At 63.7% G+C, this 23569-nt stretch carries 20 protein-coding genes; 14 read left to right on the plus strand and 6 right to left on the minus strand.

Translation table 11 applies throughout. The features are described from left to right. Positions 1 to 57 precede the first annotated feature (57 nt). The 5 genes from dmpG to OZ911_RS14095 all read right to left on the minus strand — a co-directional run bounded on the left by dmpG (position 58) and on the right by OZ911_RS14095 (position 4724). The gene (dmpG, locus tag OZ911_RS14075; RefSeq protein ID WP_016486811.1) at positions 58 to 1089 is read right to left on the minus strand and encodes a 4-hydroxy-2-oxovalerate aldolase; all 1032 of its coding nucleotides are present in this window, start codon (positions 1087 to 1089) and stop codon (positions 58 to 60) included. Between the two features lie 10 nt (positions 1090 to 1099). Continuing rightward, a complete protein-coding gene (locus OZ911_RS14080) occupies positions 1100 to 2029 on the minus strand; it encodes an acetaldehyde dehydrogenase (acetylating) (protein ID WP_016486812.1) in 930 nt (309 codons plus the stop codon). 38 nt (positions 2030 to 2067) lie between these two features. After that, positions 2068 to 2859 carry a fumarylacetoacetate hydrolase family protein gene (locus tag OZ911_RS14085; RefSeq protein WP_016486813.1) on the minus strand — a complete coding sequence of 264 codons (792 nt, stop codon included), beginning with the start codon at positions 2857 to 2859 and terminating at the stop codon, positions 2068 to 2070. Positions 2860 to 2927: 68 nt separating this feature from the next. Further along, a complete protein-coding gene (locus OZ911_RS14090) occupies positions 2928 to 3701 on the minus strand; it encodes a glucose 1-dehydrogenase (protein WP_016486814.1) in 774 nt (257 codons plus the stop codon). Between the two features lie 42 nt (positions 3702 to 3743). Then, positions 3744 to 4724 carry a flavin reductase gene (locus OZ911_RS14095; RefSeq protein ID WP_016486815.1) on the minus strand — a complete coding sequence of 327 codons (981 nt, stop codon included), beginning with the start codon at positions 4722 to 4724 and terminating at the stop codon, positions 3744 to 3746. Between the two features lie 217 nt (positions 4725 to 4941). Here OZ911_RS14095 and OZ911_RS14100 point away from each other — a divergent pair, with 217 nt between their 5' ends. The 7 genes from OZ911_RS14100 to OZ911_RS14130 all read left to right on the plus strand — a co-directional run bounded on the left by OZ911_RS14100 (position 4942) and on the right by OZ911_RS14130 (position 15541). Further along, the gene (locus OZ911_RS14100; RefSeq protein ID WP_031312446.1) at positions 4942 to 6378 is read left to right on the plus strand and encodes an aldehyde dehydrogenase family protein; all 1437 of its coding nucleotides are present in this window, start codon (positions 4942 to 4944) and stop codon (positions 6376 to 6378) included. 60 nt (positions 6379 to 6438) lie between these two features. Further along, positions 6439 to 8034, plus strand: a complete 1596-nt coding sequence (locus tag OZ911_RS14105; RefSeq protein WP_070086825.1) for an amidase — start codon at positions 6439 to 6441, stop codon at positions 8032 to 8034. A gap of 131 nt (positions 8035 to 8165) precedes the next feature. Further along, positions 8166 to 9353: an acyl-CoA dehydrogenase family protein gene (locus OZ911_RS14110; protein WP_016486818.1), complete on the plus strand. Its 1188-nt coding sequence runs from the start codon at positions 8166 to 8168 to the stop codon at positions 9351 to 9353. 90 nt (positions 9354 to 9443) lie between these two features. Further along, positions 9444 to 11153 carry an FAD-dependent oxidoreductase gene (locus OZ911_RS14115; protein WP_016486819.1) on the plus strand — a complete coding sequence of 570 codons (1710 nt, stop codon included), beginning with the start codon at positions 9444 to 9446 and terminating at the stop codon, positions 11151 to 11153. 9 nt (positions 11154 to 11162) lie between these two features. Continuing rightward, the gene (locus tag OZ911_RS14120) at positions 11163 to 12857 is read left to right on the plus strand and encodes an FAD-binding protein (RefSeq protein WP_016486820.1); all 1695 of its coding nucleotides are present in this window, start codon (positions 11163 to 11165) and stop codon (positions 12855 to 12857) included. Beyond that, the gene (locus OZ911_RS14125; protein WP_016486821.1) at positions 12854 to 13882 is read left to right on the plus strand and encodes a ferredoxin--NADP reductase; all 1029 of its coding nucleotides are present in this window, start codon (positions 12854 to 12856) and stop codon (positions 13880 to 13882) included. The genes OZ911_RS14120 and OZ911_RS14125 overlap by 4 nt, the downstream gene beginning before the upstream one ends. A gap of 21 nt (positions 13883 to 13903) precedes the next feature. Next, positions 13904 to 15541, plus strand: a complete 1638-nt coding sequence (locus tag OZ911_RS14130) for a FadD3 family acyl-CoA ligase (RefSeq protein ID WP_031312600.1) — start codon at positions 13904 to 13906, stop codon at positions 15539 to 15541. Positions 15542 to 15658: 117 nt separating this feature from the next. Here the strand turns inward: OZ911_RS14130 and OZ911_RS14135 are convergent, their stop codons facing one another. After that, positions 15659 to 16444, minus strand: coding sequence for an enoyl-CoA hydratase (locus tag OZ911_RS14135; RefSeq protein WP_016486823.1), 786 nt, complete (start codon positions 16442 to 16444; stop codon positions 15659 to 15661). A gap of 149 nt (positions 16445 to 16593) precedes the next feature. Between OZ911_RS14135 and OZ911_RS14140 the strand changes: the two genes are divergently transcribed. From OZ911_RS14140 to OZ911_RS14170, 7 genes are read left to right on the plus strand one after another with little or no spacing between them, the layout of a single operon-like run. Continuing rightward, complete coding sequence (locus tag OZ911_RS14140) at positions 16594 to 17379, plus strand: SDR family oxidoreductase (protein ID WP_016486824.1); 786 nt, start codon at positions 16594 to 16596, stop codon at positions 17377 to 17379. Positions 17380 to 17435: 56 nt separating this feature from the next. Further along, on the plus strand, positions 17436 to 18413 hold the full coding sequence (locus OZ911_RS14145) for a bifunctional MaoC family dehydratase N-terminal/OB-fold nucleic acid binding domain-containing protein (protein ID WP_016486825.1): 978 nt from the start codon (positions 17436 to 17438) through the stop codon (positions 18411 to 18413). Positions 18414 to 18421: 8 nt separating this feature from the next. Further along, entirely contained in the window at positions 18422 to 19555 is a 1134-nt protein-coding gene (locus tag OZ911_RS14150) for an acyl-CoA dehydrogenase family protein (RefSeq protein WP_016486826.1), read from the plus strand. After that, entirely contained in the window at positions 19527 to 19946 is a 420-nt protein-coding gene (locus tag OZ911_RS14155; protein ID WP_024717895.1) for a MaoC family dehydratase, read from the plus strand. The genes OZ911_RS14150 and OZ911_RS14155 overlap by 29 nt, the downstream gene beginning before the upstream one ends. A 19-nt stretch (positions 19947 to 19965) precedes the next feature. Beyond that, a complete protein-coding gene (locus tag OZ911_RS14160) occupies positions 19966 to 21144 on the plus strand; it encodes a lipid-transfer protein (protein WP_016486828.1) in 1179 nt (392 codons plus the stop codon). 10 nt (positions 21145 to 21154) lie between these two features. Next, positions 21155 to 22324 carry an acyl-CoA dehydrogenase family protein gene (locus tag OZ911_RS14165; protein ID WP_016486829.1) on the plus strand — a complete coding sequence of 390 codons (1170 nt, stop codon included), beginning with the start codon at positions 21155 to 21157 and terminating at the stop codon, positions 22322 to 22324. A 54-nt stretch (positions 22325 to 22378) separates the two neighbouring features. Further along, on the plus strand, positions 22379 to 23566 hold the full coding sequence (locus OZ911_RS14170) for an acyl-CoA dehydrogenase family protein (protein WP_070086661.1): 1188 nt from the start codon (positions 22379 to 22381) through the stop codon (positions 23564 to 23566). Positions 23567 to 23569 lie beyond the last annotated feature (3 nt).

Below are 23569 nucleotides of genomic sequence, written 5' to 3' on the forward strand. Positions count from 1 at the left end.
CGGTCAAACCGCAGAGATGGGCAATGGCCCAAGCTGTGCCTGGGCCCCGTGAAGCGGTCAGGCGCTGGCTTGGCGTTGCTTGGCCAGGGTCATCGCGGTGTCTTCGATCATGTCTTCCTGGCCGCCGACCATGCCGCGCCGGCCCATTTCGACAAGAATTTCCCGCGCCGGGACGCCGTACTTTTTTTCAGCGCGCTTGGCAAACAGCAGGAACGAGCCGTAGACACCCGCATAGCCCATGGTCAGGGCATCGCGATCGCTGCGGATCGGGAAGTCCATGATCGGCACCACCAGGTCCTCGGCAACGTCCTGGATACCAAACACACTCACGCCAGTTTCAATGCCCATGCGGTCGCAGACGGCCACCAGCACTTCCATGGGGGTATTGCCAGCACCCGCGCCCAAGCCTGCGCACGCGGCATCGATACGGGTGGCGCCAGCGGCAATGGCCGCGATCGAGTTGGATACGCCCATCGACAGGTTGTGATGGCCATGGAAGCCGATTTCAGTCTCGGGCTTGAGCGCTGCACGCAGCGCCGCGACCCGCGCGCTGACGTCGTGGGGCAGCAGGTAGCCGGCCGAGTCGGTGATGTAGATGCAATTGGCCCCGTAGCTCTCCATCAGCTTGCCCTGGGTGGCCAGGCCTTGCGGGCTGTTCATATGGGCCATCATCAGGAACCCGACGCTGTCCATGCCCAGCTTGCGGGCCGCGCCAAGGTGCTGTTCGGACACGTCTGCTTCCGTGCAGTGAGTGGCGACGCGAATCGTGCTGACGCCCAGTTCGTAGGCCATCTGCAGGTGATCGACCGTGCCGATGCCCGGTAGCAGCAGTGCGGAGACCTTGGCGTTTTTCATCAGCGGGATGACCGCCGACAAATACGCCTCGTCGCTGTGCGCCGGAAAACCATAGTTCAACGAACTGCCACCCAGGCCATCGCCATGGGTCACCTCGATCAACGGCACACCGGCGGCGTCGAGGCCACAGGCAATGTCTTTCATTTGCTGCAGGGTGATCTGGTGGCGTTTGGGGTGCATGCCGTCACGCAGGCACATGTCGTGGACGGTGATGGATTTGCCGTGAAGGTCCATGGTGCGCTCCTTAGGCGATGGCAGGTTGTGGGCTGCTGGCACGCAGGGTCAGCTCGCCTTTGAGCATCGCTTCGGCAAACATCTCGGCGGTGCGCGCGGCGGCGGCGGTCATGATGTCGAGGTTGCCGGCATATTTGGGCAGATAGTCGCCCAGGCCTTCGACTTCCATGAAAATCGACACCCGGTTACCGTCGAACACCGGGCCGTTGACCAGCTTGTAGCCGGGCACATAGCGCTGGACTTGCTTGATCATGTCGGCAATCGCGGCGGTGATGGCTGCCTGGTCAGGCTCGGTTTCGGTCAGGCAGTGCACGGTGTCACGCATGATCAGCGGCGGCTCGGCGGGGTTGACGATAATGATTGCCTTGCCCTTTTTTGCGCCGCCAACCTGTTCCACGGCCGCAGCGGTGGTACGGGTGAATTCATCGATGTTCTTGCGTGTGCCTGGGCCGACCGATTTCGAGGCCGCCGTGGCAATGATCTCGGCATAGGCCACCGGCTGCACGCTGGACACCGCGGCCACCAGCGGGATGGTCGCCTGGCCGCCACAGGTCACCATGTTGACGTTCATCGCGCCCAGGCCTAGGTTGTGCTTGAGATTGACCGGTGGCACGCAGTAGGGGCCGATGGCTGCTGGCGTCAGGTCGATCATCAGCACACCCAAGGCATTGAGCTTGCGGCTGTTTTCGGCATGCACATACGCGGAGGTAGCATCGAAGGCGATCTGGATGCCGTCTTCCATTACATGCGGTAGCAGGCCGTCGACGCCCTCGCTGGTGGTCTTCAGGCCCAGCGCGGCGGCGCGGGCCAGGCCTTCGGAGGTGGCGTCGATACCCACCATCCAGACGGGCTCCAGTACTTCACTGCGCTTGAGCTTGTACAGCAGGTCGGTACCGATGTTGCCGGGCCCGATGAGGGCGCATTTTATCTTTTTACTCATGGCATTGTTCTCGATCAGAAGAAGGAACGGCCGCAGGCTCAGGGCACGAAGTTCAGGTGCATCTCGCCCATGCCGCTCAGCGACAGGCTGACGAAGTCACCCGGTGCGACCGGTACCAGTGGCGCAAGGGCACCGGACAGAATGATTTCGCCCTTGCGAAACGGGATGCCCAGTCGGCCCAGGGTGTTGGCCAGCCAGGCCACGGCGGCGCAGGGGTGGCCTTGCACCGCCGAGCCCAGGCCGCTGCCCACCGGCAGGCCGTTTTTGAACAGGTGCAACTGGACCTCGGCCAGGTCCAGTTCACGCGGATCGACGCGCTGCTGGCCCAGGGCGAAAACACCGCATGAAGCGTTGTCGGCAACGGTGTCCTGAATGCGGATCTGCCAGTTCTCGATACGCGAGTCGACAATTTCGAAGCACGGCATAACCCACTCGCTGGCCGCCAGCACATCGTTGGCGGTGATATCGGTACCTTGCAGGTCTTCGCCCAGTACAAAGGCAATCTCGCCTTCGGCCCGTGGCTGCACAAGATGGTGGGCAGCAAAGCTGATGTCGCTGCCATCGGCAACCTGCATACGGTCGGTTAGAAAACCAAAATCGGGCTGATGCACATCGAGCATTTCTTGCACGGCGCGGCTGGTCACCCCGATTTTCTTGCCGATCACTTGCTCGCCCACCGCTTCGCGACGCGCCAGAAATCGCCGGGAGATCTGGTAGGCGTCGTCAAGGCTGATGGCCGGGTAACGTTGGGTCAGCGGGGGCAGGCTCTGGCGTGCGTTCAGGGCATGGAACAGCTCGTCGCCCAGTGTTTCAATCAGTTGCGCATCCATAGGGAGGTCGCTCTGTGGCAAGTGGATAACAGGCCGGGCCAGCTGCAGGCACGCCCGGCAAAAAGGCCTCAACCCGGCCAGACACTGGAATCGGCGCCGCCATCGACATCGATGATCTTGCCGGTGACCCAGGCCGAGGCGGGGCTTGCCAGGTAAAGGGCCGCGGCGGCGATGTCCTCTGGTTGCCCCAGGCATTTGAGCGGGGTGTTGCTTTCCATCGTTTTGCGCATGGCATCGGGCATGACCCCGGCCAGGGCGTCGGTCAGGATTGGCCCTGGCGCCACCGCATTGACCCGGATCTGCGGCGCAAACTCTTGTGCCAGCAGGCGCGTCAGGTGAGTCAGGGCAGCCTTGGCGGTGCCATAGGCGCTGAAATGGCGCTGGGCATAACGGGCGGCGACCGAGGTAATGTTGATGATGTTGCCGCCCCCGGCGTCGCGCATCAGGGGTACGCAGAGCTGTGAAAGGGCATAGGCGGCGCTGACGTTGAAGCTCAACACCTGCTCGAAGTCTTGCGGGCTCATCTTCAGCGGGTCATTGGGGCCGCCGCCCCCGGCATTGTTGACCAGATGGGTGATGCGCCCCAGCTGTTCGGCGGCGTTGGCGACCAAGGCGCAGCGCTGTTCGCTGTCGGTGACATCGCAGCTCAGGGCCAGGGCGCGCCGCCCTCGGCTGCGTACCTCTTCGGCGACGGCCTCGACATCTGCCAGCGAACGGGCGCTGCAGACTACATCAGCGCCAGCATCGGCGTAGGCCAAGGCAATGGCGCGACCGATGCCGCGGCCGCTGCCGGTGACAATGGCGACACTGCCAGTGAGGTTGAAGCGTTGCAGAATGCTCATGGCTGTCCTTATTGTTCTAATGGTTCAGGGAAGACACAGTGCTTAGCGCGGCGCCCACAGGTCCGGCAAGCCCGGGTCGGAGGTGGCGATCAGGCGCTTGAGCAACACCTTGAGTGCCTGGCTATCACCGGCGCCAAGACGGGCAGCGATATCCTCCTCGACGGCTTTGGCCAGGGCCACCTCCTGCAGCGAAGCCTCCCGCCCGTCGGCTGTGAGCACATAGCGGACCTGCTCATTATCAAGCTCACGGGCGACCAGGTTCTGGCGTTCCAGGAAGCGCATGCTGGTGGCGCTGACCACATGGCCGGTGTAGCCGACGAAGGCGTTGATCTCGTCCAGGGTCAGGTTGTCCCGAATGCACAGGGTGGAGAGAATGAAGAACGCGTGTTCATCGAGCTGCTGGTTCTTCAGCAGGCGGCGCAGTGCAAACAGCATCTGGTAGTGCGAGCGCCCGAGCAGGTAGCCGAGCAAGTCTTCGGTGTAACTGCACTCGGGCGGTGGCGGGGTAGTTGCCAGGCGCAGTTCGTTGCGCGGCTTGCGCATCGCCAGAGCGTACTGGCCACTCTGGAAGGCCAGGGGCGCGCGGTCGCTATGGTCGAAAGCGAGCACTTCGCCGACGAAGATGACATGGTCGCCGCCTTCATACTGGAAGGCTGTGCGGCATTGGAAGCGCGCCGTACAGTCTTGCAGCAGCGGTGCCTCGCTGATACCTGTGTCGAGCTGGATTTCGGAGAACTTGTCTTCACCCTGGCGGGCAAAGCGGCCGGACAGCGTTTCCTGCTCCGTCGACAAAACGTGCACGTTCCAGTGGCGACCACCGCTGAACACCGGCAGACTGCGGGCATTCTTGGACAGACTCCAGAGCACCAGAGGTGGGTTGAGCGAGACCGAGTTGAAGCTGTTGGCCGTGATGCCAACGGGCGAGCCGTCTTCGGCCTTGGTAGTGATGATGGTCACTCCCGTGGTAAAGGTGCCGAGCGCGGCGCGAAACGCTTGAGGGTCGAAACAGGCGGGCGTTGCCATGATGGGCCTCATGGAATGAGTGTGCGTGCTGGCAGTATTCCCAGCGTCACGGGGCTTTGCATCGTCTCAACGGACTAACGTTTTTGGCTCGATCGTCCACTTGGACGAGGCGGTCTCCGGGGTCTGGGGCTAGTTTGCGGGGCAGGGCGTCGTGCAACGACGGCCATGGTGGGCACAGAGGCGACATGCTGGCCCTTGTTCAGTTGAGGAGGCACCAATGAGTTGTGCAAATTCTTCCGTCGACATGCTGTCGGCCTTGCTGCGTGAACAAAAGGCTGCGTTCAACGCTCAAGGGGCTGTCACTGCCGTGGCCCGCCGCGCGCGGATCCAGCGGGTGATCGACATGCTGGTGGCGCACCACGAAGCGCTGGCCGAGGCGATGGATGCGGACTTTGGCGGCCGGCCCCAGGGTTTTTCGTTGATGAATGATGTGCTGGGTTCGCTCGGGTCCCTCAAGCACGCGCGCGACCACCTCGAAGGATGGATGCAGGATGAGCCGCGGCCCGTCTTCAGCCCTTACGATCAGCTGGGCGCCGAGGCCTGGGTGATGTATCAGCCCAAGGGTACGGTGGGCATTCTGGGCACCTGGAACGCCCCCCTGTATACCTTGCTCAGCCCCCTGGGTTCGGCGTTGGCGGCGGGTAACCGGGCGATCCTCAAGCCTTCGGAGGTGGTGCCACGTACTGCTGCGCTGGTGGCGAAGCTGTTTGCCGAGGCGTTCGATCCGCTCGAAGTGGCTGTGGTCACCGGTGGCGCGGACCTGGCCCAGGCCTTCACCGCACAGCCGTTCGACCACCTGGTGTTTACCGGCAGTACCGCGGTGGCCAGGTCCGTGATGCGTAACGCGGCCGAACACCTGGTGCCGTTGACGCTGGAACTGGGCGGAAAGTCGCCGGTCATCGTCGCCCGCAGCGCCGACCTGGGCACCGCAGCGTTTCGTATTGCGCTTTCCAAGACCACCAACAGTGGCCAGGTCTGCATCAACCCGGACCTGGTCTACGTGCCACGCGAGCAGCTGGAAACCTTTCTTGAGGCCTTTGCCAGCGCTTACCGCCAGTTCATCCCTGAGGTGAGCGACAACCCGGACGTGGTCGCGGTGGTCAATGCCCAACACCTGTCCCGTGTTGAAAACCTGGTTCAGCAGGCGCTTCAAGCCGGTGCCCGGGTAGTGAGCCTGCCCTACGCGCAAGCGGCTGATGAGCAAAACCGCCGCCGACCGCTGCAACTGGTGATCGACCCGCCGCAAGGCAGCCTGATTCTGCATGAAGAAATCTTCGGCCCGGCAATGGTGGTTCTGCCTTTTGATGAGGTTGATCAGGTCATCGCTCAGATCAACGCCCGCCCGCGGCCTTTGGCCCTTTACTACTTTGGCAGCGACGCCAAGGAGCAGCGCCAGGTGCTGGAGCACACATTGTCCGGCGGTGTCACCCTCAACGATGTGATGATGCATGCCGCCTTGCATGATGCCCCGTTCGGTGGGGTTGGCGGGTCAGGCATGGGCCACTACCACGGTCGCGAAGGCTTTATCGAGTTCAGCCACCTGCGCACAGTACTCAAGGCGCCCGAGCATGATCCGCGCGGTGAATGGGGCCTGCTACCGCCTTACAGCGAACACTTCCTGGCCGCGATGAAAGCGCAGATCACCCCGGACTGATCGGGGACACCGGCGCGCTGAGCGAATCGAACAGACACAATAAAAAACGGAATTCTGCACATGGAAAAAAACGCATTGCCACTGGCCGACACGCTTGCCCCAGCGGGTGCCGACGCCGCTGACGGATGGCCGCGCCGGCAGGTGCTCAAGGCCGGCGCGGTGGCGCTGGGCGTCGGGCTACTGGGGCGCTTTGCCGATGCCCGGGCCGCAGGCGGCTTGTCGGCCAGCGATTACCTGGGCCTGGATGCCTGGGCCATGGCCAAGGGCTTGCAGGCCGGCCACTTCAGTGCCGAAGACTTGCTCGGCGCAGCATTCGCCCGTTGTGACCTGGTCAACCCGAAGATCAACGCAGTCAACATGCGCCATGACGATTATGCCCGCGCGTTGCTGGCGGCCAGGCAGAAGGCCGGCACCCTGACCCAGGGCTCGCTGGCGGGCGTGCCGATCCTGCTCAAGGACCTCAACACCTACTTGCAGGGCACGACCACCAGCAACGGCAGCCGGCTGTTCAAGGACGCGCCCCCTTCGAGCGTTACCAGCACCTTGATCCGCCGTTATGAAGCCGCCGGGGCAGTGCCTTTTGGTAAAGCCACCAGCCCGGAGTTCGGCCTGACCACCACCACCGAGTCGTTGGCATGGGGGCAGACCCGCAACCCCTGGAATCTGGCGTTGAGCTCGGGTGGTTCGTCCGGTGGTTCCGCCGCGGCGGTTGCCGCCGGTATCGTCCCGGTCGCCCATGCCACCGACGGTGGCGGCTCGATCCGGATCCCGGCGTCCTACTGCGGGCTGGTCGGCCTCAAGCCGACACGCTACCGCACGCCGAGCGGGCCGGCCCGCCTGGAAGGCTCGTTTGGCGCCAGTGTCGCCAACATGGTCTCGCACAGCGTGCGCGATACCGCGTTGTTTCTTGATGCCGGTCAGGGTCACGAACCAGGGAGCCCGTACTGGAGCTCACCGCTGGTACGTCCCTACGTCGAGGAGCTGGGCCGTGACCCGGGCCGTTTACGGGTTGCACTGGTGCGGGAATCGCTGACCGGGGCACCGCTGGACCCGGCGATTGCCAAGGTTCTGGAGGACACCATCAAGCAACTGCTGGGCCTTGGCCACGAAGTGGAAGAACTGCGCTTGCCGATTCAGGCCCAGCAGCTGTTCGGCGCCCACGGCGTTGCCATCGGCAACTCCTTGCTGGTCACGGTCAATGACCGGGAGAAAGCCCTGGGCCGCGCGTTGGGGCCGCAGGATCTGGAAAGCATCACCTTTGGTGTGCTGGAGCGTGCAGCGAAAGCCACGGGTGAGGGGGTAGTGCGTGCCCGGCATGCGTTCGAAGACATCAGCATGGCCATGGAACAGCAGTTCGAGCGCTTTGATGTGATCCTTTCGCCGGTCACCGCCAGCCTGACGCCGGCCCTGGGCGAGCTCTCGCTCAACCAGCCTTACGAAAGTTACGCCCGCAAGGCCATGGGCAGTGCCGCGTTTACCGTGCTGGCCAACGTCAGCGGCCAGCCGGCTATTTCCTTGCCGTTGGGCATGAGTGACAGCGGCCTGCCAGTGGGCATGATGTTCACCGCTCGCCTGGGCGGGGAAGACGTGCTGCTGCGCCTGGCCTCGCAGCTGGAGCAGGACCGCCCGTGGGCCGCCAGGCGCGCCGCGATCTGAGCCTGAAAGGCGCCAGGGACGGCGCCGTACCGTGTTTCCCTAGTCCGCTTTGACGATGAATATTCGCCTGCTGCATTCGATCATCAACCAAGACTCGCGCAACCGCGCAACGAGATTGGGAGAACGAACGGATGGACAGCATGCGAGTAAGAACGCCGGAAGAAATCGAACTGCTTGAACACGCCCGGCGCCTGGTGCCCGCCCTCAAAAGCCGCACCGCGCGCGCTGACCGCGAGTTCCGGGTACCGGACGAAACCATCTTCGAATTGCAACAGGCCGGCTTGTTGCGGGCCTTGCAACCACGTGCGTTTGGCGGCTACGAGGTCGATCCGCGGACGTTTTTCGAAATCCAGATGATCCTCGCCGAGGGCTGCATGTCCACAGCGTGGATTTATGGCGTGATGGGCGTACACCCCTGGCAGCTGGCGCGCTACCCGATCGAGGCCCAGCGCGATGTATGGGGCCAGGACCATACCACCCTGATCTCGTCCACCTACATGCCCGTGGCCAAGGTAACCGTGGTCGAAGGCGGTTATCGCATCAGTGGTCGCTGGGGCTTTTCCAGCGGCAGCGAACACTGCCAATGGTGCTTCCTTGGCGGGGTGCTGCCCGCCGATGGCGACCGTGCAGCGGAGCACGGCACCTTCCTGATCCCGCGCAGCGACTACCGTATCGAGCACAACTGGGACGTGCTGGGCCTGCGCGGCACCGGCAGCCACGACATTGTGGTCGAAGATGCCTTCGTGCCGGCACACCGCGTGCAACGCACCAATAACTGCACGCTGGACGCGACGCCAGGACGCCTGGTGAACACCAATCCGATTTATGCCATTCCTTTCGCCCAGGTGTTCACGCGCGCTGTGTCCTCATCGGCCATCGGTGCCTTGCAGGGGGCGATCAACGAATTTCGTGCCAATGCCGCTGCGCACATCGGCAAGCACGGCATGAAAACCGCCGATGACCCGGTGGCGCAAACCACCGTTGCCGAGGCGACGATCATCGTCGACAGCCTGCGGCTGGTACTGGAGCGGAACTACGCGCACCTGATGGCGCTGGCCGAAGCGGGTGAGTACCCGGATGTGGAAACCCGTCTGCTGTACCGCTACCAATCCTCCTATGTCACCAATATCTGCGCCGAGAAGGTCAACGAACTGCTGCGCTGCATGGCCGCTTCCGGGCTTTATAACACCAACCCCGTGGCGCGCCTGTTCCGCGACCTGCACCAGGCACGTGGGCATATCGCCAACAACTACATGGCCTTCAGCCGCAGCCTTGGCGCCGTGCAACTGGGCCTGCCCAACCCTGATCCTTACGTATGAGCCGTGCCCGGGCCTAGCTGCAGGCCCGGGTATGCGCACCCCTGGCCGGCACGCCGGGAAATTTCCGATCACAGCCAAGGCACAACAACAATGACAGCTAAAGCTCAGCCTGTTTCACACTACGACGTGATCGTCGTCGGCTCCGGTGCCGGTGCGATGACCTCGGCGCTGTTTGCTGCCGAGCAGGGTCTATCGGTACTGGTTGTCGAGAAAAGCGACAAGTTCGGCGGTACGTCGGCGATCTCCGGCGGCGGCATCTGGATTCCCAATAACCACTACTTTGCCGCCAAAGGCGGTGGCGACAGTGTGGAGCTGGCCCTGCAGTACCTCAAAGCTGCCACCGGTGAGCATGGCGATGACAAGCGCTTGCGTGCCTACGTCAAGCACGCGCCGCAAATGATCCGGGCCCTGGTGGACAACAGCCATGTGCGTTACGCCGTGGCGGCGAAGTACCCGGACTACTATCCGCAACTGCCAGGCTCGCTGGCCGGGGGGCGCACCCTCGACCCGGAACTGTTCGATACCAGCCTGCTCGGTGATGAACTGGCCAACCTGCGCACACCGTCACCCTCGACACTGCTGATGGGGCGCATCGCCTGGACCGCCCGGCACGCGCACAAGGCCATGTCGCGCTCCTTTGGCTGGCGCCTGCTGATTCTCGGCCTGATGCTGCGCTACAAGCTCGACTTCAAATGGCGCCGCAAAAGCCGGCGCGACCGCCGCGCGGCCTTGGGCAGTGCGCTGGTTGCGTCGCTACGCCGCTCGTTGATGGACCGCAACATCCCACTGTGGTTGAACACCGACTTTCAGAACCTGATCACCGATAACGGCCGGGTCATTGGCATGCAGGTTTGTCGTGACGGGCAGACGCTGCAGCTGCATGCCCGCCATGCGGTGATCTTCGGCTCCGGGGGGTTTGAACAGAACCAGGCTTTGCGCGAGCGCTACCTACCACAGCCCACCCTGCGTGACTGGAGCGCCACGCCACCGGGCAACAACACCGGTGCTGCGTTGCAAGCCGGTATCGAACTGGGTGCGGCGACCGCCCTGATGGATTGGGCCTGGTGGGCGCCGACCATTACCGTGCCCGGCGAAGAAAAACCCCGTGGGATATTTGCCGAGCGGGCGTTCCCTGGTGCCATCGTGGTCAACAGCCTGGGCCGGCGCTTTGTCAATGAGGCAGCGCCGTACCTGGAATTTGTCGACGCCATGTACCGCGACAACCAGCACACCGGCGGCAAGTCGATCCCATCCTGGGTGATCTTCGACGGCCATTTTCGCTTCAACTACGCCATGGGGCCGTTGATGCCGGCCCAGGTCATGCCCGACAGCCGACTGCGCAAGGAATGGCTCAATACCTTGTATTTCAAGGCTGACAGCCTGGCGGCGCTGGCGGCGCAGATCGGCGTCGACCGCGCAGGGCTCGAGCAGACCGTGCAGAAGATGAACGCCTACGCCCGCAGCGGCGTCGATGCCGACTTCGGCCGTGGCGGTAACGTGTTCGACCGTTATTACGGCGACAGCAACGTCAAACCCAACCCGTGCCTGGCGCCCCTGAGCAAGGGGCCGTACTACGCGATGCGCCTGGACGCTGGCGATATCGGCACCAAAGGTGGGCTATTGACCAACGAACACGCCCAGGTTGTGAGCCAGGACGGCGAGGTCATTCCTGGCCTATATGCCATTGGCAACTGCTCGGCGTCGGTCATGGGCACCAGCTATCCCGGTGCGGGCGGCACCCTGGGGCCGGCCATGACGTTCGGCTATATCGCGGCCTATCACATTGCTGCCAACCGTTGAGGAATTGCCATGCCAGCCGCTGTCAAATCGACATGTACCGATATCCAGCCGGCATTGCAGGTGGCCGATGCCGACGCCATGCTCTGGGATGACCACTGTGATGTGCTGGTGATCGGCTGGGGGGCGGCCGGTGCCTGCGCCGCCCTTGAGGCCCGCGCCCAGGGTGCTGACGTGCTGGTCGCCGACCGTTTTACCGGCGGCGGTGCCAGTGCCAAAAGCGGTGGCGTGGTTTACGCCGGCGGTGGCACCCGCCAGCAGCAGGCCGCTGGGTTCAGCGACACGCCCGAAGCGATGTTCGCCTATCTCAAGCACGAAACCCAGGGTGTGGTCGACGATGCTACCTTGCGGCGGTTTTGCCAGGACAGTGCCAGCAACCTGGCCTGGCTGGAGGGGCATGGCGTGCCCTATGCCCACAGCATGCCGCCCGGTGGCAAAACCTCGTATCCAGCCGATGGCCAGTTTCTGTATTACTCCGGCAATGAGCTGGTGCCGTCGCACCGAAGCGAGTTGCCGCCGGCCCCGCGTGGCCATCGCACGGTAGGCAGGGGCCAATGTGGCGCGGTGCTGTACGCGCAGCTGAAGGCGGCTTGCCTGCGCAACGGTGTGCGGCCGCAAGTTCAGTCCGCTGCCCGGCGTCTGGTGAGGGATCACACGGGCAGGGTCGTCGGCGTGGAACTGTGGTGCCTGCCGGCCGGCAGTGCCCAGGCTCGGTTGCATGCCAAATTGGCTGCGCGTGCCGAACGGCTGCAGAACTTTGCCCCGCGCTACTGCGATACCTTGCGCAAACGCGTGCACCAGCTGGAACTCGACTTTGCCCGGCCGCGGCTGGTACGCGCCCGGCGTGGCGTAGTGCTGAGCACCGGTGGCTTCATCTTCAACCGCGAGATGGTCAGCGAGCATGCCCCCAAGTTTCGCCGCAACTTCAAAGTCGGCGCGACCGGCTGCGATGGCAGTGGCGTACGCCTGGGCGTGAGTGTCGGTGGGGTCAGCGACCGACTGCAGCGGGTGTCGGCCTGGCGCTTTATCAACCCACCGTTGTGCTGGCCCAAGGGCATTGTGGTCAACACCCTCGGGCAGCGCTTCGTCAACGAAGAAGTCTACGGCGCCACCCTGGGCCAGCCCCTGTGTGAAGAGCAGGGCGGCAAGGCCTGGCTGGTGCTGGACGCACGCCTGCGCAAGCAGTCGATCAAGCAAGCGCTGTTCGACGGTTACTGGTGGTTCCAGAGCTTGCCGGCATTGCTGCTGATGCTGCGCGGTGTGCGCAAAGGCCAGAGCATCGAGCAGTTGGCCCAGGCCACGGGCATGCGCGCGGATGTATTGCGCAGCGCATTGCAAGCCTACAACACAGCTGCCCGGGGGGACGCCGAGGATGCCTTTGGCAAGTCGCAAAGCAGCCGTCAGGTACTCGACCAGGGCCCTTACTATGCCTGTGACATCTCTGTCAGCAACCCCTTGTTCCCCCTTGGGGCGTTGACCCTGGGCGGCCTCAAGGTCAATGAAGACAGCGGCGCGGTGCTGGGCCCTGAAGGCCTGCCAATACCCGGTTTGTACGCCGCCGGCCGTACCGCCATCGGCATTCCCTGCCATTTGTACGTCAGCGGCCTGTCGCTGGCCGATTGTGTGTTTTCCGGGCGACGTGCCGGACGGTCGTTGACGGCGGCCACGGCTGACATCGAAATCGAACCCAGCGAGCAATTGATATGAGCCTGGATTACCTGTCAGTACGTGTAACCCGCGTGATTGAAGAGACTGCCGACAGCCGCTCCCTGGAGTTCGAGGTGCCAGAAGCGCTTGCCGAGCGCTTGCGCTATCGACCAGGGCAATTCCTGACCTTGCGTGTGCCTCACCAGGGGGGGTGGTTGCCGCGTTGTTACTCTCTGTCGAGCACGCCACTGCTCGATGAGCCATTGCGGGTCACGATCAAGCGGGTGCGCGATGGGCGCGCCTCGAACTGGCTCTGTGACGCCGTGCAGGCGGGCGATACCTTGCAGGTGCTGGCGCCGGCCGGGGTGTTTGTGCCGCGCCAGCTGGACACCGACCTGCTGCTGTTCGGCGGCGGCAGTGGCATCACCCCGGTGCTGTCCATCCTGCGCTCGGCGCTGTTGGCGGGCACTGGGCGTATTCTGCTGATCTACGCCAACCGCGACGAAGCGTCGGTGATATTCCGTGACTCGCTCAAGGCCCTGGCCAGGGCGCACCCACAGCGCCTGCAAGTGATCCACTGGCTCGACTCGGTGCAGGGCATTGCGTCGGTGAGCCAGTTGGCCGAACTGGCGCGCCCGTTCGCGAGTGCCGAGGCGTTCATCTGCGGCCCCGGACCGTTCATGGATGCTGCCGTCGCTGCCCTGCAGACGTTAGGCATGCCGAGTGCGCAGGTCCATGTCGAGCGCTTTGTCTCGCTGCCCGAAGAGGGCGAAGTCGCAGTGCCGGCAGCTGTCGATACCCGCCGCCCGAGCAGCCAGCTTTCGGTGCGCCTGGACGGTGAAGAGTTCGAGGTGCCCTGCGCCGAAGGTGAAACCCTGCTTAACGCCATGCGCCGGGCCGGCCTGAGCCCGCCAAGTTCTTGTCTGGTCGGCTCCTGTGCAACCTGCATGTGCACGGTCGAACGGGGTGAGGTGCAGATGTTGCGCAACGATGCCCTTGACCAGCAGGAGATAGACCAGGGCTGGACGCTGGCTTGCCAGTCCCTGGCCCGCAGCGAGCACCTGCGGGTGCTCTTTCCCGAATAACCCGATGGCGAGTTTGTCACTATGACTGCATGTTCAGCATTACCGGGCAGCGTGCATGCCTGGAACCTGTTGCCTTTGTCGATTCCTGCTTTGTTGTTCGCCAGTGCTGAACGCTTTGCCGGTCGGGCAGCGATCGAGGAAGACGGCATTGCGACCGATTACCGGGATTTGCCCGGGTTGGCACTGGGTGTCTGCCGCAGCCTGATGGCACTGGGGATCAAGGCGGGCGACCGCGTGGCGATCTGGGCACCCAATTGCCGCGACTGGGTGATCGCCGCCTTGGGCGTGCATTGCGCGGGGGCTGTGCTGGTACCGATCAATACCCGCATGAAAGGCGCCGAGGCGGCCGATATTCTGGCGCGCAGCCAGGCGCGGGTGCTGTTGACGCAAGGGGTATTTCTGGGGTTGGACTACCCGGCCATGCTGGCGCCGCTACGTCCGGCCAGCCTGGAACAGCTGGTGGTGTTCGGTACACAGCCGCCTCAGGCGGCCAGCGACCTGGATTGGGCCAGTTTTCTCGCCAGGGGCGAGTCTGTCAGTGAGCTGCAAGCCCGCCAGCGTGCGGTGGCGGTGGGCCCGCGGGACTTGTCCGACTTGCTGTTTACCTCCGGCACCACCGGCAAACCCAAGGGTGTGATGAGTGCCCATGGGCAGAACCTGCGGGCATACAACGAATATGTGCGGGTCATTGGCCTGCAGCCGGGTGATCGTTACCTGATCATCAACCCGTTTTTTCATGCCTTTGGCTACAAGGCCGGTTGGCTAACCTGCATGCTGGCTGGCGCGACTATCCTGCCGCATGCGGTGTTCGATGCCGAAGCGGTGTTCCAGCGCATTGCCGCCGAGCGCATCAGCGTGCTGCCAGGGCCGCCCACGCTGTACTTGTCGATGCTGGCCCACCCGCGCCTGGCCCAGACTGATCTGTCCAGCTTGCGCATCGCTGTGACTGGTTCATCGACGATCCCGCCGGTGCTGATCGAGCGCATGCGGCGGGAGCTCGGAGTCGACGTGGTGACCACCGCCTATGGGCTGACTGAGTGTGGCGGCCTGGCGACCATCTGCAACCCGGATGACCCTGCCGACATCGTTGCCGGCACCAGCGGCCGGGCCATCGATGGCACTGAAGTGTGCATTCGTTCGGCAGATAATCAACCGGTGGCCACGGGCGTGTCAGGAGAAATCTGCCTGCGCGGTTTTCATGTGATGCAGGGGTATTTCAATGACCCGCAAGCGACGGCGCAGGCCATTGATGCCGAGGGCTGGCTACACACGGGCGACATCGGCAATCTGGATGTGCATGGCAACCTGCAAATTACCGACCGCCTCAAGGATATGTTCATTGTCGGCGGCTTCAACTGCTATCCGGCAGAGATCGAGGCGGGTTTGATCGAGCATCCGGCCATCGCGCAGGTGGCGGTGATCGGCGTTGCGGATGAGCGCATGGGGGAGGTGGGGTGTGCCTGCGTGGTATTGCGTGCAGGCCAGCACCTGGATGAGCCGTCTCTGATCGCCTGGGCCAGAGAGCGGATGGCCAACTACAAAGTGCCGCGACAGGTTCGGTTCTTTGAAGCGTTGCCGGTGAATGCCTCGAACAAGGTGGTCAAACCTGAGCTGCGTGCGGCGGTTCTGCAGGGCGAGGGCGGGCTGGCCTGGCGATGAGGCCCCCATTGATCAACCCCGCAGGCCGTAGGAATATCGCGTAGCGACGTAGCAGAGAGGGGGCCCGGAGTGCAGCGTAGGGCCCCTGGAGCGTTCCGTGGTGCTGGGCCGGCCCCATCAGTGCCCTTCAAACCGGGCAGGCCGCTTATCAATGAATGCCTGCATGCCTTCCTTCTGGTCACGTGAGGCAAACAACAACGCATTGGCCTTGCGCTCCAGCGCCAAACCCGCTTCCAGCGGTGCATCCATCCCCGCAAGAATCACCTCTTTGATCTGCTCGGCAGCCAACGGCGGCATTGCCGCAACCATCTGCGCCAATTTCAAGCCGTGGGCGAGCACCTGATCATCGGCCACCACCTCACTGACCAGCCCCGCAATCCAGGCCTCTTCAGCCGTGATCGGCTGGCCGGTCAGCGCCATCCGCATTGCCTTGGCCTTGCCGACCGCCCGCACCAACCGCTGGGTGCCGCCAATCCCGGGCATGATCCCGATCTTGATTTCCGGCTGGCAGAAGCGTGCACTCTGCCCGGCAACAATGATATCGGCGAGCATCGCCAGCTCGCAGCCACCGCCATAGGCGTAACCGCATACCGCCGCGATCACAGGTTTGGGGCAGTGCTGGATCGGCGCCCAGACCCGCTCGGTGTGGCGCTGATAGATATCAATGGGACCCACCCCGGCCAGGCTGTTGATATCGCCCCCGGCGGCGAACACCTTGTCGCCGCCGGTCAGCAGAATGCAGCGCACATCAGCATTGCTCCCCAGCTCAATGAAGTAGTGCGACAGCAGCGCCTGTAGCTCCAGGCTCAGGGCATTGGTGGCGTGCGGGCGGTTGAGCCGCACCAGGGCGACACCTGGGGCCGGGTACTCCAGCAGCACCGACGCGGTAACTGAATCGGACATGATCAACCTCTGGCAGTAGGCACCGCAGAGCGGGCGCCATTGCGCGGATTGTTGCCAGCGCGGCGCCACGCTTCATCGTCCGTTCAGACGACGTGGTCGAGCAGTTTTGTCCCTAGAGTGGCCCTCAACACAAGCATGAGGAGCGTGCCATGAGTGGTCACTCGGGACTGGATTACAACGGCAAGGTGGTACTGGTCACCGGCGGTACCAAAGGCATTGGCGCTGGCATTGCCCGCAGCTATCTGGCCGCCGGGGCCAAGGTGATCGTGTGTGGGCGCAACCTGCCTGAGCAATTGCCGAGCGTGGCTCAGGGCCAGGCGGACTTCATCGCCGCCGACGTGCGCGACCAGGCCTCCTTGCAAGGCCTGTTTGAGAGCATCCGCAGCAAATACGGCCGCCTCGATGTGCTGGTCAACAACGCGGGCGGCAGCCCCTCGGCCGACGCCGCTAGCGCCTCGCCGCGTTTTCATGAGGGGATTATCCGCCTCAACCTGATTGCACCGCTCAATGTCGCCCAGCAAGCCAACCTGCTGATGCAGGCCCAGGCCGACGGCGGTTGCATCGTGTTTATTGGCAGCATCAGCGGCCTGCGTGCCTCGCCCGGCACAGCGGCGTACGGCGCGGCCAAGGCCGGCGTGCTGGCCCTGGTGCAGTCGCTGGCGGCGGAGTGGGCGCCAAAGGTGCGGGTGGTGGCGGTAAGCCCAGGCCTGGTGCGCACCGAGCTTGCCCATCTGCACTATGGCGACGCGCAAGGCATCGCTGCGGTCAGCGCCGGTATCCCGGCCGGGCGCATGGCGGTGCCCGAGGACATCGGCAACGCCTGCCTCTATATCGCTTCACCGCTGGCCACTTACGCCAGCGGTTGCAACCTGTTGCTGCATGGCGGTGGTGAACGCCCGGCTTATCTCGGTGCGGCGCAGGCTACCCCGCACTGATCGACCCACGTCGGCGTTGCGTTGCGGGCGCCGCTTTGAACACGCAGGAGACGAACTTGGCTGATCCAGAATTGCTATCCAAAGTGCGCGCCCTGGTTGGGCGCCAATACGGCCGTGTAAACGCCTGGGACGAGGTCAACGCGCCAATGATTCGCCAGTGGTGCGAAGTCATCGGCCTTGAAAACCCGCTCTACACCGACCCTGTAGCAGCTGCCAACAGCAGCAATGACGGCATCATCGCGCCGCCACCCATGCTGCAGATCTGGTGCATGGAAGGCTTTCACATCAATAACTACGCACCAGGCTCGACCACCGAAAACCCCTATGAAGTGCTCGGTGTGATTGAAAGCTATGGCTACCCGTCGGTGGTGGCGGTGAACTCTGAGCTGACCTTCGAGCGCAACCTGCGCCTGGGCGAAAAGCTCTACTACACCACCCGCCTGGACTCGGTCGGCGAGGAAAAGACCACCGGCCTTGGCACTGGCTTTTTTGTCACCCTGGTCATGAGCTACTTCTCGCAGCAGGCCACGGGCGACGAAAAAGTCGGCGAGCTGTTGTTCCGGGTGTTCAAGTTCCGCCCGGCCAACGCGCACAAGGTCCAGGGGCAGCCCCAGGCCGTGGCCGAGCCGGCGCAGGCGAAGCGTCCGGCGCCCGGCGTCAGCGACGACACGCGGTTTTTCTGGGACGGCTGCAAGGAAGGCAAGCTGTTGATCCAGCGCTGTACGCAGTGCCGCACCTTGCGCCATCCGCCGGCACCGGTGTGCATCGAGTGCCATGGCTTCGACTGGGATACCCAGCAGGCCAGCGGCAAGGGCCGGTTGTACTCCTTCGTAGTGATGCACTACCCGCAGGTGGCACCGTTCGATCATCCCAACCCGATCGGTCTGATCGAACTGGACGAGGGCGTACGCCTGATCGCCGGCCTGGTTGGCGTCAAACGTGAAGACATCAGCATTGACCAGCGTGTGGAGGTCGAGTTTCAGACCTTCGACGACGACCTGGCGCTGCCGATGTTCCGTCCATCGGCACAGTAGGGGGCACCATGGATTTTGAACTCAGCGAAGAGCAGCGTGCCATCGCCGAAATGGCGGGCAGCCTGATGAGCGACTACTGCACCGACGAGCGCCTGCGTGACTGGGACCTCTGCGGGCAAGCCTATATGCAAGACCTGTGGCACAGCTGCGTACAAACCGGCCTGCATGCCCTGGCTATCCCCGAAGCTGCTGGTGGCAGCGGGCTGGGCATGACCGAGCTGGTGCAGATCCTCGATGCCCAGGGCGGTGCCCTGGCGCAAGTGCCGTTGTGGCGTCACCAATTGGCCGCGACCACCCTCGCCGAGTTCGGCGACAAGGCCCTGGCACCATGGGTGGAACAGGCTGTGGCGGGCTCAGGCTTGCTGACCCTGAGCCTCGATGGCCTGAACACGGTGCGCGGCATCGAGCTCGAGGCCAGCGCCGAAGAGGGCGGGTGGCGCCTCGATGGCCGGGTTGCGGCACTCGCGTTGGCCGAGCAGTCGGTGGCAGCGCTGGTACTGGCCCGGGTGATGGGGCAGCCACGGCTGGTTCTGGTAGACCTTGGACAGTCGGGCATCAGCCGGGTAGCGGGGGTCATGACCCACGGCGAAGCCATTGCTGACCTCAGCTTCAGCGGCGTCACCCTGAACAATCTGCAGGTGCTGCCCGCCGCGGCCCTGGATTGGCTGGCACCGCGTGCAATTGCCTCCCTGGCGGCCTTGCAGTTGGGCGTCAGCGCCGAGCAGGTGCACCGCACCGTCGCCTATGTCAGCGAGCGTCAGCAATTCGGCCGCTGTATCGGGAGCTTCCAGGCCGTGCAAATGAGCATGGCCGACACCCATGTGCACCTGGAGGTGTTGCGCAGTGCCCTGTGGCAATTGTGCTACCGCCTCGACGCCGGTCTGCCGGCCCCTTCGCAGGCCTTGGCCACCGCGTACCTGGCGTGCGAAGCCGGGCACCGCATCGGCCACACCGCACAGCATGTGCATGGCGGCATCGGCGTCGACCTGACGTACCCGATCCATCGCTTTCTCTACTGGAGCCGCGCCCTGAGCAGCGCATTGGGAGGGTCGTCGATGATCCTGGAGCGTCTGGGCGACTGGTTGAGCGATAACACTACCTTGGGATGGAAATATGACCTCGATGAACACCAAGCGCTTTGAAGACGTGCGCCCTGGCGAGCAACTGCCCGAGCTGACGATCCCGATCACGGTTGGCCTGATTGCCGGTGGGGCGATAGCCACACGCGACTACTTTCCCGGTCACCATGACCTGGACGCGGCGCGCGAGCTGGGTTCGCCCCATATCTTCATGAACATCCTGACCACCAACGGCCTGGTGCAACGCTTCATCGAGCAGTGGAGCGGCCCGCAGGTTCAGTTCCGTACGCTGAAAATAAAACTGGGCGCGCCAAACTACCCCGGCGACAGCATGACCCTCAGCGGCGAAGTGACCCATCAGGATGCGGCTACGCGCAGCCTGGAAGTGACCCTCAAGGGCAAAAACTCCATGGGCAATCACGTGACCGGCACGGTCGCGCTGGTTCTGCCTTGATCCGCGGGAGACAACACAGATGACGAATTCGTCGATTTCCGGGCGCGCTGCCATTGCAGGGCTGGGCGCGACCGAGTTTTCCAAGAATTCCGGGCGCACCGAACTGCGCCTGGCCATGGAAGCGACCCTGGCAGCGCTCGAGGACGCCGGAATTGACCCTGGCGAAGTGGAGGGTTTCAGTTCCTATTCGGTCGATAAGGTACCGGAGTACGAAATTGCCCGCCTGCTGGGCTGCAAAGACGTCAAGTTCTTCTCCCAGGTGCCCCACGGTGGCGGCGCCGCCTGCGGGCCGGTGATGCATGCGGCGATGGCGGTGGCCACCGGGGTGGCCAAGGTGGTGGTGGTCTATCGGGCGATGAACGAACGCTCCTGGTACCGCTTCGGTACCGGCAGCTATGGCTTTGCCTCGACGCCGACCTTCGAGAACGTGAACTACGGCTGGTACATGCCGCACGGCTTTCACACCCCGGCGGCCTGGGTCGGCATGTTTGCCCAGCGCTACATGCACACCTACGGTGCTACCTCCGAGGACTTTGGCCGGGTGGCGGTGGCAGTGCGCGATTTTGCCGCCACCAACCCCCAGGCATTTTTCTACGGCAAGCCCATCACCCTTGAAGAACACCAGGCCTCGCGCTGGATCTGCGAGCCGTTGCACCTGCTGGACTGTTGCCAGGAGTCCGATGGCGCGGTGGCCATGGTAATCACCTCGGCCGAGCGGGCCAGAGACCTCAAGCAAAAGCCCGTGATCATCAAGGCCGGCTCCCAGGGCATCAGCGCGGGGCAACAAGTGATGACCTCCTACTACCGCGACAACATCACCGGGCTGCCGGAAATGGGTGTGGTCGCCAAAGAGCTCTACAGCCAGTCGGGCCTGGGCCCGGAGGCGTTGCAGACTGCCGTGATCTACGACCACTTCACGCCATTCGTACTGCCGCAACTGGAAGAATTCGGCTTTGCAAGGCGCGGTGAAGCCAAGGAATTCATCCGTGCCGGGCACCACGCCCGTGGCGGCAAACTGCCAATCAACACCCACGGCGGGCAGTTGGGCGAAGCCTACATCCACGGCATGAATGGCATCGCCGAAGCCGTGCGCCAGGTTCGGGGTACGGCGGCCAACCAGGTGGACAGTGTCGAAAACGTGTTGGTGACCGCCGGAACCGGCGTGCCTACCAGCGGCCTGATTCTCGGCGCGGTATAAGGAGCGTCCCATGTTCGTCGATCTCACCCCCGAACAGCATGCCCTGAGGCTAAAGGTCCGGGACTATTTCCAGAACCTGATGACCCCCGAGCTTCGCCAGCAGATGCGCGGCACCGAAGGCGGCGAGCTGTTTCGCCGCACCATCGCCCAGATTGGCCGTGACGGCTGGCTGGCGGTTGGCTGGCCGAAGGCCTATGGCGGCCAGGGTTACGCGGCCACCGAGCAATTGATCTTCTTCGAAGAAGCCAACATCGCTGGCGCACCGCTGCCGTTCGTGACCATCAGCACCGTTGGCCCGGCCCTCATGGCCCACGGCTCGGCGCTGCAAAAAGAAAAATTCCTGCCCGGTATCGCCGCCGGCGAGATCAACTTTGCCATCGGCTACTCCGAAGCCAGTGCCGGCAGCGACCTGGCCGTGCTGAAAACCACCGCGCGCGAAGACGCCGACGGCTTTTTGGTCAACGGCAGCAAACTGTGGACCTCGGGCGCCGACTCGGCCGACTACATCTGGTTGGCGGCACGTACCGACCCGGAGCAGGCGCGGCACAAGGGCATCTCGATCCTGATTCTCGATACCCAGGCCGAAGGCTTCTCCAGTACGCTGATTCCAACCTCCGGCAACCCCACGGCCGCCACGTATTACGATAACGTGCGGGTGCCGAGGGATATGCTGGTGGGCGAACTGCACGGTGGCTGGAAACTCATCACCGCACAGCTCAACCACGAGCGCCTGGGCCTGGGTGCCTGGTCGGACAAGGTCGTCAGCCTGTTCAGCCGGGTGTACCTGTGGGCACGTTGTGCCGATGAGCAAGGCCAGCGTGCTACCGACCACGCCTGGGTGCGCCGCGATCTGGCCGAGTGTTATGCCCGGCTCGAAGCCATGCGCCTGATCAACTTCCGTATTGCCGCCGACCTTGAGCGGGACCGCGTCGATGTCGCGCTGGCCTCGACCACCAAGGTCTACGGCTCGGAATCGGCGATCGAGATCCTGCGCAAGCTGTCGGCCATCGTCGGTGCCAGCGGCTTGACGCGGGCGGGCTCTGCGGCGGCTTATCTGCTCGGCGAGCTGGAGTATGAAGTGCGCGCCTCGGTGAACCTGACCTTCGGCGGTGGTACCAATGAAATCCAGCGCGAGTTGATTGCCCAGTTCGGCCTGGGCATGCCGCGCACGCAACGCTGAGTCACCGTTGTACCCTTGAAGCGAATAACAATAACGTCCCTTTCAGGTGAACGAATGAGCGCAATCGAGCAGTTCAGGCAAGCGACGCGCCAATGGCTGGAGGCCAATTGCCCGCCATCGCTGCGCACGCCCACCCCCGACGGCGAAATCGTCTGGGGTGGCCGTCAAGTAGACTTTCCCAGCGAAGACGCCCGGCTCTGGTTCGAGCGTATGCGTGACAAAGGCTGGTTCTGCCCGCAATGGCCCAGCGAATACGGCGGGGGCGGGTTGAGCGCCGAGTACAACGCGGTGCTGGAAAGCGAGCTGCGCCGGCTAAAGTGTCGGCCCGCGCAGATCAACCTGGGTATCTGGATGCTTGGCCCGGTGCTGTTGGAGTTCGGTAGCGAAGCGCAGAAACAGGCGCTGCTGCCACCGATGTGTCGTGGTGAGGTGCGCTGGTGCCAAGGCTTCTCCGAACCCAATGCTGGTTCCGACCTCGCCAGCCTGAAAACCTCGGCGGTGGCCGATGGCGATGACTTCGTGATCAACGACACCAAGATCTGGACTTCCTATGGCGACAAGTCCGACTGGATGTACGCCTTAGTGCGCACTGATCCGAAAGCGCCCAAGCACCAGGGGATCAGCCTGATCGTGCTGGACATGAAAAGCCCTGGGGTGAGTGTTTCACCGATTGACCTGATCAGCGGCAAATCGGCTTTCTGCCAGGTATTCTTCGATAACGTGCGCGTTCCGCAAAGCCAGTTGATCGGGCCGCTCAACGGTGGCTGGAACCTGGGCAAGAGCCTGCTGCAGCACGAGCGCAAGGCCATGTCCAAGTTCGGCGAGTTCAGCCTGCCCACGCACTTTCACCTGCTGCCGTTGATCGAACGCTACCTGCCCGACAGCCAGGCGCCTGACGACCAGGCCCTGCGTGCTCGGGCCCAGGCCTGCGCGATGAATGAACAGGCCTACAACCTCACCGTGCAGCGCATGGGCGAGGAGGCCCGGGCTGGCCTGGATATCAGCGCGATCATGGCCATCATGAAACTGGTGCATACCGAGCAGGAACGCGACAAGTTCGAGATTCTCCTCGATGCCCTTGGCTACCGCGCGCTGGGCGTTGAAGGCGAGCCGTTCAGCGGCCAGGAACTGGCGATTACCCGAGGCTGGCTCAACAGCTATGCCCTGACCATTTCCGGCGGTTCGTCGGAGGTGCAGTTGAATGTCATCGCAAAGCGGGTCTTGAACCTGCCCAGTGCTTGAGGG

Origin of the sequence: Pseudomonas fortuita, from assembly GCF_026898135.2 — a bacterium.
Classification (GTDB): Bacteria; Pseudomonadota; Gammaproteobacteria; order Pseudomonadales; family Pseudomonadaceae; genus Aquipseudomonas; species Aquipseudomonas fortuita.

Bases quoted from the DNA above. Each gene is read 5' to 3' on its own strand.
- OZ911_RS14085 (WP_016486813.1), bottom strand. From the start codon at position 2,859: ATGGATGCGCAACTGATTGAAACACTGGGCGACGAGCTGTTCCATGCC.
- OZ911_RS14115 (WP_016486819.1), top strand. From the start codon at position 9,444: ATGACAGCTAAAGCTCAGCCTGTTTCACACTACGACGTGATCGTCGTC.
- dmpG (WP_016486811.1), bottom strand. From the start codon at position 1,089: ATGGACCTTCACGGCAAATCCATCACCGTCCACGACATGTGCCTGCGT.
- OZ911_RS14140 (WP_016486824.1), top strand. From the start codon at position 16,594: ATGAGTGGTCACTCGGGACTGGATTACAACGGCAAGGTGGTACTGGTC.
- OZ911_RS14150 (WP_016486826.1), top strand. From the start codon at position 18,422: ATGGATTTTGAACTCAGCGAAGAGCAGCGTGCCATCGCCGAAATGGCG.
- OZ911_RS14110 (WP_016486818.1), top strand. From the start codon at position 8,166: ATGGACAGCATGCGAGTAAGAACGCCGGAAGAAATCGAACTGCTTGAA.
- OZ911_RS14130 (WP_031312600.1), top strand. From the start codon at position 13,904: ATGACTGCATGTTCAGCATTACCGGGCAGCGTGCATGCCTGGAACCTG.
- OZ911_RS14090 (WP_016486814.1), bottom strand. From the start codon at position 3,701: ATGAGCATTCTGCAACGCTTCAACCTCACTGGCAGTGTCGCCATTGTC.
- OZ911_RS14170 (WP_070086661.1), top strand. From the start codon at position 22,379: ATGAGCGCAATCGAGCAGTTCAGGCAAGCGACGCGCCAATGGCTGGAG.
- OZ911_RS14165 (WP_016486829.1), top strand. From the start codon at position 21,155: ATGTTCGTCGATCTCACCCCCGAACAGCATGCCCTGAGGCTAAAGGTC.
- OZ911_RS14095 (WP_016486815.1), bottom strand. From the start codon at position 4,724: ATGGCAACGCCCGCCTGTTTCGACCCTCAAGCGTTTCGCGCCGCGCTC.
- OZ911_RS14125 (WP_016486821.1), top strand. From the start codon at position 12,854: ATGAGCCTGGATTACCTGTCAGTACGTGTAACCCGCGTGATTGAAGAG.
- OZ911_RS14105 (WP_070086825.1), top strand. From the start codon at position 6,439: ATGGAAAAAAACGCATTGCCACTGGCCGACACGCTTGCCCCAGCGGGT.
- OZ911_RS14100 (WP_031312446.1), top strand. From the start codon at position 4,942: ATGAGTTGTGCAAATTCTTCCGTCGACATGCTGTCGGCCTTGCTGCGT.
- OZ911_RS14155 (WP_024717895.1), top strand. From the start codon at position 19,527: ATGACCTCGATGAACACCAAGCGCTTTGAAGACGTGCGCCCTGGCGAG.
- OZ911_RS14120 (WP_016486820.1), top strand. From the start codon at position 11,163: ATGCCAGCCGCTGTCAAATCGACATGTACCGATATCCAGCCGGCATTG.
- OZ911_RS14135 (WP_016486823.1), bottom strand. From the start codon at position 16,444: ATGTCCGATTCAGTTACCGCGTCGGTGCTGCTGGAGTACCCGGCCCCA.
- OZ911_RS14080 (WP_016486812.1), bottom strand. From the start codon at position 2,029: ATGAGTAAAAAGATAAAATGCGCCCTCATCGGGCCCGGCAACATCGGT.
- OZ911_RS14160 (WP_016486828.1), top strand. From the start codon at position 19,966: ATGACGAATTCGTCGATTTCCGGGCGCGCTGCCATTGCAGGGCTGGGC.